This is a genomic window from Microbacterium sp. Root322, assembly GCF_001425645.1.
GTDB classification, from domain to species: Bacteria; Actinomycetota; Actinomycetes; order Actinomycetales; family Microbacteriaceae; genus Microbacterium; species Microbacterium maritypicum.
In genome coordinates this window covers 355,543-372,247 of sequence record NZ_LMCS01000003.1, presented here as the reverse complement: position 1 = coordinate 372,247, position 16,705 = coordinate 355,543, and the positions used below count along the sequence as shown (strand labels likewise).

General features: G+C 67.3%; 17 protein-coding genes and 3 tRNA genes. 12 read left to right on the top strand and 8 right to left on the bottom strand.

Translation table 11 applies throughout. The features are described 5' to 3' along the window. Positions 1 to 97 precede the first annotated feature (97 nt). From ASC55_RS14085 to ASC55_RS14060, 6 genes are all read left to right on the top strand, one after another. Positions 98 to 170 (top strand) — tRNA-Glu (locus tag ASC55_RS14085). A gap of 29 nt (positions 171 to 199) precedes the next feature. Further along, positions 200 to 273: transfer RNA gene (locus ASC55_RS14080), tRNA-Asp, on the top strand. Positions 274 to 342: 69 nt separating this feature from the next. Next, positions 343 to 415 (top strand) — tRNA-Phe (locus ASC55_RS14075). A 281-nt stretch (positions 416 to 696) separates the two neighbouring features. Beyond that, positions 697 to 930, top strand: coding sequence for a hypothetical protein (locus ASC55_RS14070; RefSeq protein WP_055876824.1), 234 nt, complete (start codon positions 697 to 699; stop codon positions 928 to 930). Continuing rightward, positions 927 to 1,259: a hypothetical protein gene (locus ASC55_RS14065; protein ID WP_055869727.1), complete on the top strand. Its 333-nt coding sequence runs from the start codon at positions 927 to 929 to the stop codon at positions 1,257 to 1,259. Before ASC55_RS14070 ends, ASC55_RS14065 begins: the two co-directional genes overlap by 4 nt. Before the next feature lie 253 nt (positions 1,260 to 1,512). Further along, positions 1,513 to 1,803 carry a hypothetical protein gene (locus ASC55_RS14060; protein WP_017831474.1) on the top strand — a complete coding sequence of 97 codons (291 nt, stop codon included), beginning with the start codon at positions 1,513 to 1,515 and terminating at the stop codon, positions 1,801 to 1,803. A 39-nt stretch (positions 1,804 to 1,842) separates the two neighbouring features. On the opposite strand, the gene ASC55_RS14055 is transcribed toward ASC55_RS14060, so the two are convergent. From ASC55_RS14055 to ASC55_RS14045, 3 genes are all read right to left on the bottom strand, one after another. Continuing rightward, a complete protein-coding gene (locus ASC55_RS14055; protein ID WP_055876818.1) occupies positions 1,843 to 2,688 on the bottom strand; it encodes a hypothetical protein in 846 nt (281 codons plus the stop codon). Positions 2,689 to 2,735: 47 nt separating this feature from the next. Then, positions 2,736 to 4,106 (bottom strand): peptidoglycan DD-metalloendopeptidase family protein, encoded by a 1,371-nt coding sequence (locus ASC55_RS14050; RefSeq protein ID WP_082524372.1) that lies wholly within the window; start codon positions 4,104 to 4,106, stop codon positions 2,736 to 2,738. An 87-nt stretch (positions 4,107 to 4,193) separates the two neighbouring features. Beyond that, the gene (locus ASC55_RS14045; protein ID WP_235563402.1) at positions 4,194 to 4,457 is read right to left on the bottom strand and encodes a hypothetical protein; all 264 of its coding nucleotides are present in this window, start codon (positions 4,455 to 4,457) and stop codon (positions 4,194 to 4,196) included. Between the two features lie 134 nt (positions 4,458 to 4,591). Here ASC55_RS14045 and ASC55_RS14040 point away from each other — a divergent pair, with 134 nt between their 5' ends. From ASC55_RS14040 to ASC55_RS14030, 3 genes are all read left to right on the top strand, one after another. Beyond that, positions 4,592 to 4,897, top strand: coding sequence for a DUF7882 family protein (locus tag ASC55_RS14040; protein WP_017831470.1), 306 nt, complete (start codon positions 4,592 to 4,594; stop codon positions 4,895 to 4,897). A gap of 47 nt (positions 4,898 to 4,944) precedes the next feature. Continuing rightward, a complete protein-coding gene (locus tag ASC55_RS14035) occupies positions 4,945 to 5,469 on the top strand; it encodes a hypothetical protein (RefSeq protein WP_235563388.1) in 525 nt (174 codons plus the stop codon). A gap of 228 nt (positions 5,470 to 5,697) precedes the next feature. Continuing rightward, positions 5,698 to 7,095, top strand: coding sequence for a hypothetical protein (locus tag ASC55_RS14030; RefSeq protein ID WP_055876811.1), 1,398 nt, complete (start codon positions 5,698 to 5,700; stop codon positions 7,093 to 7,095). Between the two features lie 86 nt (positions 7,096 to 7,181). Here the strand turns inward: ASC55_RS14030 and ASC55_RS14025 are convergent, their stop codons facing one another. The 4 genes from ASC55_RS14025 to ASC55_RS14010 form a co-directional block, all read right to left on the bottom strand. Beyond that, on the bottom strand, positions 7,182 to 8,300 hold the full coding sequence (locus tag ASC55_RS14025; RefSeq protein WP_174799596.1) for a fatty acid desaturase family protein: 1,119 nt from the start codon (positions 8,298 to 8,300) through the stop codon (positions 7,182 to 7,184). Between the two features lie 147 nt (positions 8,301 to 8,447). Further along, entirely contained in the window at positions 8,448 to 8,732 is a 285-nt protein-coding gene (locus ASC55_RS14020) for a hypothetical protein (protein WP_151486879.1), read from the bottom strand. 200 nt (positions 8,733 to 8,932) lie between these two features. After that, positions 8,933 to 9,889, bottom strand: a complete 957-nt coding sequence (locus ASC55_RS14015; protein ID WP_055876807.1) for a dioxygenase family protein — start codon at positions 9,887 to 9,889, stop codon at positions 8,933 to 8,935. Between the two features lie 75 nt (positions 9,890 to 9,964). Next, positions 9,965 to 11,107 carry a low temperature requirement protein A gene (locus ASC55_RS14010; protein WP_055876804.1) on the bottom strand — a complete coding sequence of 381 codons (1,143 nt, stop codon included), beginning with the start codon at positions 11,105 to 11,107 and terminating at the stop codon, positions 9,965 to 9,967. A gap of 351 nt (positions 11,108 to 11,458) precedes the next feature. Here ASC55_RS14010 and ASC55_RS14005 point away from each other — a divergent pair, with 351 nt between their 5' ends. The 3 genes from ASC55_RS14005 to ASC55_RS13995 are packed head-to-tail and all read left to right on the top strand — an operon-like array spanning position 11,459 to position 15,319. Beyond that, entirely contained in the window at positions 11,459 to 12,985 is a 1,527-nt protein-coding gene (locus ASC55_RS14005; protein ID WP_055876801.1) for a sugar transferase, read from the top strand. Between the two features lie 4 nt (positions 12,986 to 12,989). Next, the gene (locus tag ASC55_RS14000) at positions 12,990 to 14,183 is read left to right on the top strand and encodes a glycosyltransferase (protein WP_055876798.1); all 1,194 of its coding nucleotides are present in this window, start codon (positions 12,990 to 12,992) and stop codon (positions 14,181 to 14,183) included. After that, the gene (locus ASC55_RS13995; protein ID WP_055876795.1) at positions 14,183 to 15,319 is read left to right on the top strand and encodes a glycosyltransferase; all 1,137 of its coding nucleotides are present in this window, start codon (positions 14,183 to 14,185) and stop codon (positions 15,317 to 15,319) included. The genes ASC55_RS14000 and ASC55_RS13995 overlap by 1 nt, the downstream gene beginning before the upstream one ends. A 66-nt stretch (positions 15,320 to 15,385) precedes the next feature. Here ASC55_RS13995 and ASC55_RS13990 read toward each other — a convergent pair whose 3' ends face one another. Next, a complete protein-coding gene (locus ASC55_RS13990; RefSeq protein ID WP_055876792.1) occupies positions 15,386 to 16,696 on the bottom strand; it encodes a lipopolysaccharide biosynthesis protein in 1,311 nt (436 codons plus the stop codon). Positions 16,697 to 16,705 lie beyond the last annotated feature (9 nt).

Below are 16,705 nucleotides of genomic sequence, written 5' to 3'. Positions count from 1 at the left end.
ACACGCCCGGGGTGCAGCACCACGCCCTCGATTCGCGATTTGCTCAAAACATCCCTTATGCTTGAGCGTCGGCAAGGAAGTCCCCCGGGACTGACTCGGCCCCATCGTTTAGCGGCCTAGGACGCCGCCCTTTCACGGCGGTAGCACGGGTTCGAATCCCGTTGGGGTCACACCTTCCGGTATAATTGAAAACAAGTATGGCCCTGTAGCGCAGTTGGTTAGCGTGCCGCCCTGTCACGGCGGAGGTCGCGGGTTCAAGTCCCGTCAGGGTCGCTCCGTGCGATGAGCTCTTTCTTCGGAGAGGGCTCTTCGTCTAGGACGCGACAGGTTCGCCGGTCGCGCGGCTCTGTAGCTCAGTTGGTAGAGCGTTCGACTGAAAATCGAAAGGTCACCGGATCGATGCCGGTCGGAGCCACACGGCTGATCGTTACAATCAGCCCAGAAACCCTCGCCTAGCTTCTACATGGCGGGGGTTTTGCTTTGCCCCGGGCACGTCTGGCTCTCGCCCGCTCCCCCGGCTGTTTCGGCCCGTTTGTCGAGCACGCGGAACCCACGGTACTGAGCGAGTTCAGCGAGGCGAAGCGCCCTGGACATGCACCTTGTCCCCCGAAGTGCCTACAGACGGCGCAGTGGCCTCCATCTACGCTCATGACGAATCGCTGGATTCGACCATCGAGTCACCGGGACATTTTGAAGATGCTGATGAATGCACACCAGTCGCCGAAGATCGTTGTCACGGAGGTGCTGTCGGGGCCTATGCTCACCGCGATACCAGCGTTCGCCGAAGCCGCTTCATGTCCGGATGGCGAGGCGGTGACAGCCCAAGAGGTCTCCAGCGCACTCCACAACCTGGGTGATGGGCTTCTCGAGGAATCAGTCAGCGCGCAGCTGTCCACGAAGAATGGCTTCACCGCGCGGTGCGTGCGATGACTACCACCGGGAGCAATCTGGGCGGCAGTTCAGTGGCGACGAGAGCCGGTGTCGTGCTGATCGTGATTCACGCGTTCATGATCTCCACCGGGTTGCTCCTCATCGCGGGGATGCTCAGTGCCGCTGCGGCGTTCACAGGCGGATTGACGATCACCATCCCGTTGGTCGCCTCGTTTCAGGGCTCCTCGGAGGTGGGTACCTCGCCGGCCATGACCCTGACCGGGTCCTGGTTCGCTGCCGCCGTTCTGGTCGCAACCTTGACGGTGGCGCTCAGCCTCTTGATCATCAAGATCTCGCGGCTGAGGGACGTGCGTAACTCACGATCCTGATACCCGCCGAGAACTCGTTCAGAAGGTAGCTGCCTACCGTGCCGGTGTTGTGCCGGTAGCTCAGCAGAAGCCACTTCAATCTCCAACGGAAAGCCGAATGGCCACCAGATCGCTGCCAGTCGGAGCCACAAGGGTGATCGCTACAATCACTCAAGAACCCTCGCCACCTTCTGCATGGCAGAGAGTTCGCTTTTCCCCGGCGAGCCCACCCCGTGTCACCGTTCGACCGGGAGCCCCAAGACGAGGAGCACAGATGAGCACCCGCCGGATCGAGCTCACGATGCATAGGCCGCGCCTCGCGCTCTACGCGGGCGTCAGGCCGACGCTCGTCATCGGCGGACGGGGCCAGCCGACGCAGTGGGGCGATGGCACCTGGCAGGTTCCCGCCGACCGGCACACGACCATCGGCGTCTACCTCTACAACCGCATGTGGCGTTTCGGGCAGGCGGAGCTCGTTCTCGATCCCGAGGACACGTCAGCTCTGGAATACAGAGCCCCGGTGCTCCCTTTTCTCCGCGGCCGCCTCATCCACCGCCCGCTCTGACCTTCCCGCGCCGCAAGCGCCACGGATCGCAGGCGCCGGTCAGAGCGCTTCTTTCGCGTTCCGTGCCGCGTCGAGGGCATCGGCCGCAGCATCCGCCCTCATCGTCGCGTCCACCCGGCGCTGCTCCGCCTCCGGAAGGTCGCGCTCTGCCCTGGTCAGATCGGCGCGGGTCTGGGAGAGCTGGGCCTCGAGTTCCGAAACACGCGCGCTGAGCTCGTCTTTCCGGGCACGCAGCTCCCTCAGCGCCGCATCACGTTCGGCGAGCTCGCGCTCGGCCGACGCCTGTTCCTTCTCGGCCGTGACGATCGCGCGCTCCGCATCGCGGCGGGCCCTTCGCTCTCGCAGTTCGTCCACCGCAGGCGGTGAGAGCGACTCCAGCTCGGGCAGATCGCCCGCGACGGCGTCGCGCACATCGGTCGCCGTCGCCGAGGGCGCGAGAGCGCGCACCAGCCGCCCTGAAGCGACGGCAGCCGCAGCCACCGGGTCGAAGAAGGCGGCGGAGATGCTCTGCTCGACCGCCTCGAGCGTCGACGGTGTGACACGCTCGCCCCGCGACGCGGCCAGCTCTCCCGCGGCCTGCGCGAGCTTCCTCGTCAGCAGACGCCGTTCACGGCCGAGTTTCGCCAGCGCCGCGGCATCCAGGTCGTCCTGCGCCTCGCGAAGTTCCCGAGCCAACGCCAAGGCTTCTGCCAGCTGCCCGGCCCGCTCCTGGGCGAACACGTTCACCACCCACGCCGCGATCGAGGGCTTGCGCAGAGCCATGATCCGCGACGCGAGTGCGGCCTGCCCGGCCTCCTCCGCGCGCGCCTTGCGCGACGATACGAACTCTTCCGGAGGCCCGGAGTACAACCCCGCCGCGATCTCCTCGAACGTCGGCTCGGCCATGCGCCCACCCTACGCCGCGCTCTTGGACGCGGCGGGCATGCCGTCGACTACTCGATGGCGAGGTGATCGGCCCAGTCGGCGCTGACGAGCCTCCGCGCGCCGAATCCGCCGTCGCCGTTGCCCGGATAGAAGAAGAGCTCGCCCGCCGCCGTGCGCACCAGCAGATCGGCTCGCCCATCGCCGTCGTAGTCGGCCCCTCCCGTCGCCGCGGTGAACTCCAGCCATCCGCTTCCGACGACGACCGGCGGCGAGGCCCCGCCCGAGACCCGCGGGTAGAAGTAGAGGGTGCCGTTGTCGCTCATCGCCATGAGATCCCCCCACCCGTCATTGTTGAAGTCGCCGCCGACGAGGAAGTGGAAGCCGTGCCAGCCGCCGCCGACGGTCTTGGGCGTTCCCCCGAGGCCGCCGGCACCGTTCCCGGGGTAGATGACGAGGACACCGCCCGGCGAGACACCCACCACGTCCTGCTTCCCGTCGCCGGTGTAGTCGGCACCGGAGGTGACGTGCAGCATGTCGTACCAGCCGGCACCGATGCCCACGGGCGCCGCCACCCCTCCGGCACCGTTGCCGGCAGAGAACTCGAGCACACCATCCGTCCTGGCTGCGAGGACGTCCCCTCGTCCATCGCCGTTGAGGTCGGCGCGCGTGAGGTGCCGGCGATCGCCCGCCCAGCCACTGACCAGGGTCGTCGGAGCCTGGAAGCCTCCGGAACCCGTTCCTGCCCGCAGGCGCAGATCGCCGTTGCCCGCCACCAGCAGCAGGTCGGACCTGCCGTCGCCGGTGAAGTCAGCGGGCGGGATCGGAGGGCCGGACTCCGTGCGCAGTCCGGGGAACGTCAGGGGGATCGTCCCTCCGCGCGCGACGTTCGTCAGGCACACGAAGCCGTCGTTGATCCCGGTGTAGACGGCGCCGTTCCGCCGGACCTCGAAGTGCAGGTGGTACGCCGGCGAGTTCCCTGTGTTGCCCACGATTCCGATCTGCTGTCCACGCTCCACCCGGGTGCCGGGAGCGTAGGTTCCCGGCGAAGCCATGTGCGCGTACCGGGTGACGTAACCGCCCGGATGCTCGACATCGGTGTAGTTGCCGTAGCCGCTGTTCACCGTCCGCGACTTGATCACGCCGCTGTACGCGGCGAGGATCGGCGTGCCACCGGCGGCGGAGATGTCAATACCCTCGTGCGCCCGATAGTTGCCACGGCAGCCGTCGCCGACCTTCGATTGGATGTTGCCCGAGGCCGGATACACCATCTGCCCATCGGTGGCCGCGGTCGCCGAGATGCTCGCCGACAATGACGGCACCAGCGCACCGATCACGACCGCGAGCGCGGTGGCGATCCCGATACGACCAAGACGCAGACGGGACGGACCCTTCATCTCGAAGTTCCTCTTGTTCGACGGCCCCAGGGGCGCGATGCCCACCGTCGTCACCGTAGCAGTGCGCCGCGCTGCGCCGCAGAGCGCGGCCGAGGCTCCCGCACATCCGTCTCGGGAGCCCACGGCCCGCGATCACAGCAGGTCGTACTCCCCGCCGTACGGCACGGCACTGTCCCCGGTGTCGCGCGCGTCGTACTCCACCGTCTCGACGGAGATCACGACCTGCGTCGCCGCAGTGATCAGCACGCTCACCGCGCGATTGCCCACCACGACGAATTCGACGAACCCACCGCCCGCGCGCATCGCTCCTTCCATCCGGCCTCTCAGCTCCGCGACGTCCTGGCCCTGCGCCAGGAAGAACTCTGATTCGTTGAGCGCAATCCGCGTACGCGCCATCGTCTGCACCCCGCCCTCCTCGTTGTCATTCCACTGTCGTCATGCTGCGACGGTATCGATCCGACGGCCCTTCGCAGAGGGGGTTGCGCACGGGCCGCAGAAGAGGCAGAACGCGCGCGGTGTAGCGTTCTCTCATGGGCAGACTGCGCTACGACGGGACCTCGGATCCGATCCTCATCGAAGACGCGACGCTGGCGCATCTGAAGATCGTCATCTCGACGAAGCTCCGCCGCCAGGAGAGTTTCATGATGACCTGGCGCCCCGTCACCGACGGAGTGGACAAGCGCGCCACCGTCTGGATCCACCCGGCGATCCCCCTGCAGTTCGGGTACGACGCCGCCGAGCAGCCACCGATCGATCCTCGACTGATCGCGGAGATGATGCAGGCTCTCAACGCGTCGGGCGAGCTGGTGCTCGACCATCTGATGACCTCCGTCTGACGCGCCCTGCGCGAGGGGCACGTCAGGTGTCCGGATACGCTGTGCCCGTGGATGCTGCTGCGTACCTTCTCCTCGGCCTGCCGATCCTCGCGTTGATCATCGGCGGTCCGATCCTGAAGAGCCGCCTGGGCCGCGGAGCCTCGGAGGCCGGCGCCCGAGCCGGCAAGAAGTTCGCCTCGGACCAGCTCGACGCGGCACTCACCGAACTCGGCACCACAGTGGTGATCCAGGCCGCGGAACCCCGCGCTCGCGAGATCGTGGCATCGGCGATGGCGACGAAGGAGCGCGAGTACGTCATCCGCAGCGACGGCGCCTACGGCATCCGGTTCGTCGAGCCCGATGACACGGTCGCCCGGCTCGTTCCCGTCGCAGACGGAACCCGGATGCAGATCGAGACCTTCCGCGAGTACTTCGGTTTTCCGCAGACCGTGCAGCTGTGGACCGATCTGCGTTCGCGCATCGCCGCCGCAGCGGAGGTCCGCGAGGTCGCGGTCGCCCCAGGAGAACCCGTGCGATACGTGCGCGGCGAGCCTCTCGACGACAGGAACGCGCGCTGGGTGCACGAGGCCTGACCACCCGGCGAGTCGAACGCCTTCGACCGCCGCGTCGGCGGAGCAGGAAGACGAAGGCGAAACATTCAGCAGACGCAACTAGGCTGTAGGGCGCGCCCTGCCCGCCGGTCCTCCGCCGGGTCACGGTGGTGGCGTGCGCCCTGACGACCTCCTCCGGTCCACACCGTCCCGACTGTCGGGATGGAGCCGCCGCTCCCGGTGTGGCCCCGCCAGAAAGGCAAGAAACCCATGAGCGAATCTCCCGGTACCTCCGACCGCGACGGCGAGCGCTCGCCGGACTTCTTCGACCAGCTGATCGAGACCGCGCCCCGCGAGCAGCAGGGTGCGTTCACCGTCGGCTTCCGCGGCTACGACAAGGCCGAGGTCGACGCGGCGCTCTCGACCCTCCGCAACCAGCTCAAGCAGGCCGCCGCAGAGGTCGCCGAGGCGCAGGCCCGCGAAGAGGAAGCCGTCGAGGCGGTGCGGGAAGAAGAGCGCAAGGCTCGCGAAGCTCTCGAGAGCGAGCTGACGGCCGCGAACGCGAAGGTGTCCGACGCCGAGCAGCAGGTCGCCACCCTCACCTCCGAACTCGTCGACGCTCCGCAGCCGGACGGCGAAGAGGCTCCGTCGCGCCAGCAGTTCGAGGCGATCCTGCGGGTCGCCGAGGAGCAGGCGAACGTGCTCATCCAGAACGCGGCCGTGCAGGCCGACCGTCTGATGACCTCTGCCCGTGAGGAAGTGACCGCGCAGCGCGCCGAGGCCGAGGCCGACGCCGAGCGGATCACCGCCCAGGCGCAGCGTGACGCCGATCAGGTGCGCCTGAAGATGGACACCGAGTACACCGCGCACGAGGCACGCATCGAGCGCGAAGCCGCGCACGCCGCGGAGAAGGTGAACCAGGCCGCACAGGAGGCCACGGCGATCCGTACCGAAGCTGAGAAGGGCGCGGCCGCGCTGCGCTCGCTCGTCACCCGCGAGACGACCCAGCTGCGTGCCGATGCCGAGCGCGATGTGCGCGACATGAACGCCCGTGTGCTGGAGTTCGAGGAGACCCTCACCCGCCGCCAGGACGACGCGCAGCAGGAGTTCCTCGTGCTGCACAACCAGGCCGTCGCTCACGCGGAGCGGATCACCAACGACGCGAACGAGCAGGTCACGGCATCGCTCGAGCACGCCCAGCGCATCTCGGCACGCGCCGAGGACTACGAGCGCCTGACCCGCTCGCAGGCGCAGGCGATCGAGGCCGAAGCTCAGGTCCGCGCTCGCGAGACGCTCGAGCGCGCTCGCGCCAAGGCCCAGAAGATCGTCGACTCGGTCACCGGCCACACCACTGCGGTGCTGCACGACGCTGAGGACCGCACACGTCAGCTGCGGTGGCAGCAGCAGCAGCTGACGAGCTTCATGGCCGAGGTGCGCGAGCTGATCCGTCCCGACGGGATCTTCTCCGACGACTCGCTGCCCACGGAGATCACCGGAGCGGACGCGCCCGCCGCGCCGACGTCCGCGCCCGCGCCGGTCATCGCCGACGAGGTGCCGGAGGAGACCTTCCTCGGCGACGAGGTGCTCGAGGACGAGCTCGACGACGACCGCCCGCTCGAGAAGATCACGATCGACGTGGTGGAGACCAAGAAGAAGTCCTCCAAGTAGACCCACGAACGACAGAGGCGCGAGCAGGGATTCCTGCTCGCGCCTCTGTCGTTCCCGGACTGATCAGGCCCGGTGATGTCTGGTGGCTACCCCCGCCCGAACTGCGCGACTGCCGGGCAGTCGAAGGGATCTGCTCCGGCGGAGAGTCCGACCCGGTTCAGGTACTCGATGACGATCATGTAGGACCGACCGAGGCTGGTCTCCGTGTAGGGCACGTCGTTCGCCGCGCAGTAGTCGCGTACGATCTCCCGCGCCTTGGCGAGGTGCGGTCGCGGCATGCTCGGGAAGAGGTGGTGCTCCACCTGGTAGTTGAGGCCGCCCATGAGCCAGGTCGTCCACCATCCACCGCTGATGTTGCGGGAGGTGCGCACCTGCTTGGTGAAGAAGTCGAGACGGGCGCCGGGCTCGATGATCGGCATCCCCTTGTGGTTCGGCGCGAACGCGGCTCCCATGTAGACGCCGAAGACCGCGAACTGCACCCCCATGAAGGCGAAAGCCATACCGAGGGGGAGCATCATGAACACGGGCACCAGGATGAGGGCGAACCGGAGCGCGATGATGCTGAGCTCGGTCCAGCGTCCCTTGACGTTCTTCGTCGTCATGAGGTACTTCAGGCCGAGGAAGTGGAGGTTCAGCCCCTCGAGGGTGAGGAGCGGGAAGAAGAGCCAACCCTGCTTGCGGGTGATCAGCTTGATCAGGCCCTTCGCCTTGGCGGCGTCCTCCTCGAGGAACGAGATCGTGTCGACCTCGATGTCGGGGTCCTTGCCGACCTGGTTCGGGTTTCCGTGGTGCTTGGTGTGCTTCGAGTCCCACCACGAGTAGCTCATGCCGATGCTGGCGATCACGATGCGCGCGAGCTTGAAGTTCGCAGGCCCCGTGCTCAGGATCTGGCGGTGCGCGGCCTCATGCCCGAGGAACGCGATCTGCGTCAGGACGATGCCGAGCCCCGCAGCGATCAGCAGCTGGAACCAGCTGTCGCCGAGCAGGATGAAGCCGGTGATGAGGCCGCCGAGGGCCACCGCGATGCCTGCGGCCACGAAGATGTAGAACCACTGGGTGCGCTGAAGCAGGCCGGTCTCCTTGACCACCTGCGACACCTGCTTGTACGCCTGGGCCATGGGCGGGAAGTCCGCATTGCCGGAGTAAGTCTGACGAATCGGGCCCAGCGTTGCCGCGGTCGGTTCGATCTGTGTGATGGAGATGATCTTCTCCTGACGTTCGGAGCCCTCGAGCTGTGGAAGCCCAAGGCAGATGCCCAACGCTTACCTCACAGTAGCCCCGCCCACATGCGCCTTCGGGAATACATCCGCACCCCTTGACGGACCACGCTCGTTGTGCGTGAATCGCTGATTTCAGGCGCGGGCGCGGCGGGTGCGGCGACGCCAGGCCCGAGGCAGCATCGACGGAAAGACGGGCCCACGTCGGGAAGGCTGGTTCGCGTCTTCGAGCGCACGGAAGGCGTCATCGAGCGAGTCGAAGACGCCGAGCTCGGCGCCGTGGTTGTCGCGCACCAGGTGCGCGCTGCCGTCGAACTCGACGAAGCCGGCGAATTCGCCGCCGCGCGTCGCGACGTGCACATCTGTGTCGGCCTGCTTCCAGGTCAACGGATCGGACGGGGGAAAGGTGGTGGTGCTCATGGTCATGCTCATTGCTGTGTGGCGGACACGCGTGGCGCTCCGCAAGATGTGAGACCGAGGGCGGATTCCGCACGCATCGATGTGCGCGGTCCGTAATGGCCCTGATCAGTGGCGACGTGGCGGCCGAGAGGGGCGATGCACACACGCTGCTCCATAAGCATAGCAGACCGGCCCACCCGGCCCCCATCCACGGTTTCGGCTCAGCTCGACGGCGGCCGACCCCCGCCGCCCGACCCGCCCTGGCCCCCGCCCGCAGCCGGGGTGGTCGCCGTGTCGACGCCGACCGCGAGCGTGGCCGAGTACCCGCCCTGCACGCTTCCGGTGACGGCGGCCACCTGCAGGACACCGGAGTCGTCACCGAAGACGTTGTCGCTCGCGAGCGTGATCTGCGAGAGATTCCTCGCGGAGCCGTCATACGCAGCCTCTGCGTAGACGGCCGCGCACGCCGCCTCGGGAAGGGCCAGTTGCGACGTCGCGATGGCCGCGCTCGAGTCGGTGATCGAGCCCACATCCGGGTACACCTCGAAGTGGATGTGCGGCCAGCGCCCCGAGTAGCACCCGGGGAACACCGAGGTGAACGACACTCTGCCATCGGCATCGGCGACCTGCACACCGCGCAGGTAGGTGACATCCTCCAGCCCGGAGGAGTACATCGAGTACTCGCCCTGCGCCGTGCAGTGCCACGCGTACACCGCGACGCCGGCGAAGGGGACTCCCCCACTCGCGAGATCGATCACCTGCAACGCGAACGTGAGCGGAACACCTTCGGCGGTCGCACCGCCGTCGATCGACGAGCGGATGTCCTGGCGGACGATCCCCGAGTCCTCGAGCACATCGGGACCGTTCGATCCGTCTCCCGGGTAGGGCCCTGCCGTCTCGTCGGGGATCTCGCCGACGCTCGCGGCATCGCCCGCCGAGGCCCCCGACGTGGCCGTGGGCGTCGGGCTCGCCGACCCGACCGACGCCGGCGGCGCGCAGGCCGCGAGCACGACGGCGCCCAGACCCACACCCGCGAGTCCGAGCACACCGCGCCTGGTCACCAGCGTGCGGATATCGAAGGCGGCCCCCTGATCGACGATCTCCTCATCGCGTCGATCGAGCAGGCGCCCCTCGTACGCGGGACCATCGGGGGTCTGGGTGGGTTCCGGAATACTCATGATCTGTCTCCTCCTCGACGGACTGTTGCGTGTCCTCAGCGTCGCGGAGCTTCCGATCAGGAGACTTTGCCCGATCTATGCCTTGTCTATGCGCGAGGACGCGACCGGGGGGCGGAGCACCAGCACGACCACGATGCCGACGAGCACCAGGGCGGTGAGCGTGACCGGGATCGGCAGGACCGGATCGAGCAGCACCAGCACCGCACCTGAGGGCACCACCGTGTTCACGACACGGTCGGCGTTCTCACGGATGGCGATCCACCAGACGGCGAGGAGGAAGATCGCGATCGGGATCGTGACGGTGAGTGATGCCGCGATGCTCGACAGGTGGCTCTTCCCGGTCAGGACGTCGAGCTCCACCTCGATCCCGGCGGAGAAGGCGGCGGCCGCCCCGAACACGAAGTAGTGCGTGTAGCCGTAGCGGAGCGAGCGTCCGAAGCTCGTGATGGCGCGCTGGTGCGGCGGCCAGAAGTAGATCCACCACAGCGACGCCGTGACCACGAGGGTGAGCACCGAGATGGCGATCAGCGGCCCGAGGCTCTCGACCTTGTCGAGGGCGTCGATGATCGCGTTGGCGGAGGCGAGCAGGCTCTCTCCGAGCACGATGAGCGTGAACAGCCCGTAGCGCTCGGTGATGTGGTGTGGATGCCACGGAGTCTGCCTGCGGTACTCGGCGAACACCGGGACGCTGATCTCGGCCAGCACGAAGAGCACGAACGCGACGATCTGCAGCGGGCCCACCGGGATCAGCAGGAACAGGATCCACAGCACCTGGACTGCGGCGATGCCGAGAGCGTACCGACGCGTGGCCGACCGCAGGGGGCCTGCCGAACGTGACGCCCGCAACCACTGCGTCACCATCGCGACGCGCATGACGACATAGCCGAGGACGGGGAGGGTGAAGTCCCCCTCGTTGAAGGCCCCGGGGATGCCCGCAGCCAAGACGAGGACCCCACCCATCTGCACGAACGTCGTGACCCGATAGAGCCAGTCGTCCGTGTCGAACGAGGTGGCGAACCAGGTGAAGTTCATCCAGGCCCACCAGATCGCGAAGAACAGCATCGCGTAGGAGGTGATGCCGTGCAGGAAGTGCCCCTCGCTGAGCGCATGGTGCAGCTGCGCGGAGGCGATGCTCACGGCAACGACGAAGACCAGATCGAAGAAGAGCTCGAGCGGGCTCGCGGTGCGGTGCGGCTGAGAAGGGTCGCGTGGCAGCATCGGTCGAAGCTGGAAGCGCGCAGTGTCTGTATTCACGGTCACCGCGACAGAATAGCCCCGGCTCAAGGGCTCCTCGCAACCTTCTTTCATCCATTCATCAGATTTACCTTCCCGTGGCGGCGATGTTCCGCTACAGTGGTCAAGGTCTGCAGTGCCTGCTGTCAGCGATCATCGTTTGGGACGATGAGAACGCACTCCGTGATGTGGGAATCACGGGGAGTTTCAGCAGGACCCGAGGGGTCGGGACGCAGACGAAAGCCGTGAACGTGGGGTTCATGGTCTGGGGAAACTGGGGAATCACATGTCGCACTGGGTTTTTTTGCGTACATTCACGGCTCATGAGGCTTCGGCATGACTTCGGTCGAGGATGCCCTGAGCATCGCTCGTACCGGCTTCGTGCCGGTCGCAGCTCCGCGAGCCACCAAGTCGGTGACGCGCACGGTGGTCACACCGCGCCCTTCGGCGACTCTGGAAAGGCGCCGTCAATGGGAGCGTCGCTATCGGATGCGGCTGCGGACGACGGATGCGGCTGTCATCCTGTTCGCGATGGGTCTGACGGCAGCGGTCGAGCTGTCCACCGGCGTCTCCGTGCCCGAGGTCCTGCGCAACGGCATCCCGCTCGCCGCGCTGTGGTACCTCATGCTCAGCGCGCTGCACACGCGGGACGCCGCGTTGTTCCGCGCCAGCGCCACCGAGTACCGCGGCGTCGCGCACGCCACCGGACTCGCCTTCGGGATCATCGCCATCGTGGCGGTCCTGCTCGCATGGAAGTCGATGCAACTGACGCTGCTGCTGGGGCTGCCCGTCGGTGTGCTGACGCTTCTGGTGACCAGGTGGCTGTGGCGCCACTGGCTGCAGAAGCAGCGCACCCAGGGGAGGTTCGCCTCCCGCACCCTCGTCGTCGGCAACAGGGACGACGTGGAGTATGTGGTCCGCACGCTGCACCCGATCGGCGCATCCGGGTACCAGGTGGTCGGCGCGACGCTCCTCGACGGCAATGCGCGCGACATCGTGATCGACGACACGAGGTTCCCGGTTCTGGGGAACGTGAACTCCGTGTCGTCGGTCGCGGCCGAGGTCGGCGCCGACACGATCATCGTGGCGAGCCGCCCCGAAGGCGAGCCGGAGTTCGTCAAGCAGCTGAGCTGGCAGCTCGAGGGAACCGCTGCCGAGCTCGTGCTCTCCAGCCGACTCACCGACGTCGCGGGTCCGCGCATCTCCTTCGCACCCGTCGAGGGCCTGCCGCTGATCCAGGTGCAGATCCCGACCTACGAAGGCGGACAGCACCTGCTGAAGCGGGCACTGGACGTCGCCGTCGCCACGCTCGCGCTGATCCCGATCGGCCTGCTGGCGCCTGTCCTCGCGCTGCTCATCAAGATGGACTCGCCCGGTCCCGTCTTCTTCTTCCAGGAGCGCGTCGGCCGTGACGGCCGCCGCTTCAAGATGGTCAAGTTCCGTTCGATGAAGACGGACGCCGAGAAGCAGCTCGCCATGCTCAAGGAGCAGAACGAGGGCGCAGGTCTCCTCTTCAAGATGAAGGACGACCCTCGCGTCACCCGTGTCGGCAAGGTGCTGCGCAAGCTCTCACTCGACGAACTGCCGCAGTTCTGGAACGTGCTCATCGGCGACATGAGCGTGGTCGGTCCTCGACCGCCGCTGCCGAGCGAAGTCACCGCCTACGACGGCACCGTCTTCCGTCGCCTGTACATCAAGCCCGGGATCACCGGCCTGTGGCAGGTCTCCGGACGAAGCGACCTCTCCTGGGACGAGAGCGTGCGCCTCGACCTGCGATACGTCGAGAACTGGTCCGTGATGAACGACCTGCAGATCATGTGGCGTACCGCCAAAGTCATGGTGCAGCCCAGCGGGGCATACTGATCGGATGAGCAATTCGAACCGCCTCACCATCGCGATGGTGGGGACCCGAGGAGTGCCCGCGGCATACGGCGGTTTCGAGACCGCCATCGAAGAGGTCGGGCGCCGGCTCGCGGACCGCGGTCACGACGTCGTCGTGTACACCCGTGGTTCCGAGCGGCGTGAGAAGGAGTACCTCGGAATGCGGGTCGTCCACCTTCCCGCGGTCCCCGTCAAGCAGATCGAGACGCTGAGCCACACGGGGCTGTCGGCCCTGCACCTCATGTTCCGACGCCGGCCCGACGCGACCTTCGTCTTCAACGCCGCCAACTCGCCGTTCCTGCCCCTGCTCCGGATGCGCCGAGCACCCGTCGCCCTGCACATGGACGGGCTCGAATGGCGACGCTCGAAGTGGGGACCGCGCGGCAAGGCCTACTACCGCTGGGCCGAGCAGTTCGGGGTGCGCACCGCCGATGCTCTCATCGCCGATGCGCCGGGAATCGCCGACTACTACCGGCACCAGTTCGATGTGCCCACCGAGCTCATCCGCTACGGCGCCCCCATCCTCGATCAGCTGCCCGAGCGCGGAGTCGCCGAGATGGGGCTGGAATCGGGCGGATACCACCTCGTGGTGGCCCGGTTCGAGCCGGAGAACCATGTGCTCGAGATCGTGGAGGGCTACCGCGACAGCGACGCGAAGTTGCCTCTCGTGGTGGTCGGCTCCGCACCGTACAGCGCGGGATACACCCAGGAGATCGAACGCGTGGCCGATGGTGACGAACGGATCCGACTCGTCGGCGGCGTGTACGACCAGGAGCTGCTCGACGCGCTCTATGCGAATGCACTCACGTACGTGCACGGCCACTCCGTCGGCGGAACCAACCCGTCGCTCCTTCGCGCGATGGGTGCCGGCACCGCCGTCATCGGCTTCGACGTCCCCTTCAACCGGGAGGTGCTCGACGGCAACGGTTGGTTCTTCTCCGATGCTGCCGACGTCGCCGAGCACGTGATGTCGGCAGAGGCCGACCCGGCATCGACCGAGGCCCGTGCCACGGCCGTGCAGGAGATCGCGCGCACCCGGTTCCGCTGGGACGACGTCGCCGACGAATACGAAGCACTCGCCCATCGCATAGCCGAACGCGCGACGATCCACCCCTCCGCTCGACGGGCACGTCGCCGGTCGACGGACTGGGTCCCCGCGCCTGCCGGATCGGGGGCGTGATGAGCGGTGAGAGGAAGAAGCACACCGTTCTGCTCGTGCATCCCGGCGCCGAGCTGTTCGGCTCCGATCGCATGCTGCTCGAGAGCGCGATCGGCCTCGTCGAGGCGGGCGCACGCGTGGTCGTGGCCCTCCCGAGTACCGGACTGCTCGTGAACGAACTCCGCAGCGCCGGCGCCGAGGTCGTCATCGTGCCGATGCTCGTGCTGCGCAAGGTCCTGCTGACGCCACGGGGCCTGCCGAAGCTGTTCCGCGACACTTTCCGCGGCCTGGGTGCCGCGTGGCGCCTGATCGGACGAGTGCGCCCCGACGTCGTCTACGTGTCGACGATCATCATCCCCGAATGGCCGCTGATCGCGCGGTTGCGGGGTATCCGGTCGGTGAGCCACGTCCACGAGGCCGAGGCATCGGGCAACCGACTCGTCAACCGCATCCTCTACTCCCCTCACCTGGCCTCCCACCGCACGCTGGTGAACAGTCGCTTCAGCCTGGATACGATCCGAACCGCGCTTCCTGCCCTCGCGCGTCGGTCGCACGTGGTCTACAACGGTGTCGCCTCTCCTGCGCAGCCGACTTCTCCCCGTCCTCGCACCGAGGGACCGCTCCGTGTGCTGTATATCGGACGACTCTCCCCCCGCAAGGGACCCGACCTCGTGATCGAGGCCGCAGCCCGGCTGCACTCCGCCGGGCGCCCTGTGGATGTGACCCTCCTGGGCGCAGTCTTCGAGGGGTATGAGTGGTTCGAGCGCGATCTGCGCGCGCAGGCCGCAGAAGCCGGGGTCTCCGTCGACTTCGCCGGATTCCACACCGACATCTGGCCGTTCCTCGAGAAGACGGATGTGCTGCTCGTGCCTTCGCGCATCGATGAGCCTTTCGGGAACACCGCCGTCGAGGGAATCCTCGCGCTGCGTCCGGTGATCGCCAGCGACAGCAGCGGTCTTCGGGAAGCGGCAGGCGGCTACGGCACCGCGCAGCTCGTCACCGCCGGCGACTCCGCTGCGATCGCGTCCGCTCTGACCGACATCGACACCCGCTGGGACGAGATGGTGTCGACCGTCGCAGACAGCCGTGGCGAGGCCCTCCGCCGTCACGCGCCCGAGGTGTACCGCTCGAGCATCACCACGCACTTGCTGGGCTGACGCCCCGCATGCGGGACTGACTCCCCCACCCATCCGGCACGGTTGCCACGGTCGCGCACCGCGCGGCTAGACCTGCTCGAGGTCTCCGACGGTCAGTCGCTTCTTGTTCCGGACGATGTAGATCGAGAACGGGATCAGCTGGCAGACGACGAGCGCGAAGGCGACACCGATCAGCGGTCCCGCGATTCCCAGCACGGGCGTCAGCACGAAGGAGAGCGTGATCCCCACGGCGGCCATGCTGAGGGTGGGGATCACCTGGAAGCGGATGCCCGGCTTGTCCATGATGAACATGCCCAGCGGATACACCGCCGCGGTCATCATGATCATCAGGCCGAAGGCGAAGATCGTACTGGGACGCACGGTCAGCTCGCCCTGCGTGATGAACCCGAACAGCCACGGACCGACGAGCCACACCATCACCGTGGCGAGCCCGATGGCGACGGCGAACAGCGCCGACAGCAGGAACGGCCCCCGCCGGAGGTCGCCATCGTGCCTGCTCTTCGCGAAATGGGGCCAGAGCGCGAGTCCGCCCGCCATCACCAGGCCGTTGAGGGCGAAGAAGACCTGCCCGGCCACACCGTACTCGGCGACGTCGGTGGGGCCGCCCAGCTGAGCGATCACGTACCGCTGGGAGCCGACCGCGATCGGATAGGTGACCATCTGCGCGAGCATCGGCCAGCCGACATCCATCACCCGGACTCCCGGATACCGCCGGGGCCGCAGGACCATCCGCGCGGCCGCGGGGATCAGGGGCGAGGTTGTGCGCGCCGTGATGAGGATTCCGAGCACCGAGACGAGGAAGGATGCCGCGAAGGACGCGATGGCCACGAAGGAGTGCAGGTTCTCGCCGCCGAACGTGAGCATCAGCCAGACACCGGTCATGGTCAGCGGAGAGATCAGCCCTTGGAGGAGGATCACGATGTGATTGCGGCGCTGTCCCAGCATGATCCGCGCCCAGACGCCGAGAGGGATGCCCAGGCAGAAGATCGTCACGCAGTAGAACGCGGCCAGCGAGGCGCCGGGGCGTCCTCCTGCCTCGCCGAACACCAGCTCCCAGGCCCCGGTGAGCACCAGGATGGTGTTGATCGCCATCGCCGTGGCCGCGAACATGAGCAGCACGCGCCCGACCGACGTGAGCTGGTAACGCAGCTTCTCATCCGTGCGCACGTTCTCGCTCGTCGCCACGGCGTTGACCAGCACCGCCCCGCTGCCGAGGTCGGTGAAGGTCAGCAGCGACGGGATGGTCGTCAGAAGCGTGTACAGGGCGAAGCTGTCGACGCCGGCGCCGCCGATGATCATCCGGGTCGTGAGGACGCCGCAGACCAGCGCGATGACCATCGTCAGCGCACGCGCGCCGACAGCGAGAAGAGAGCCCATGCTTACATC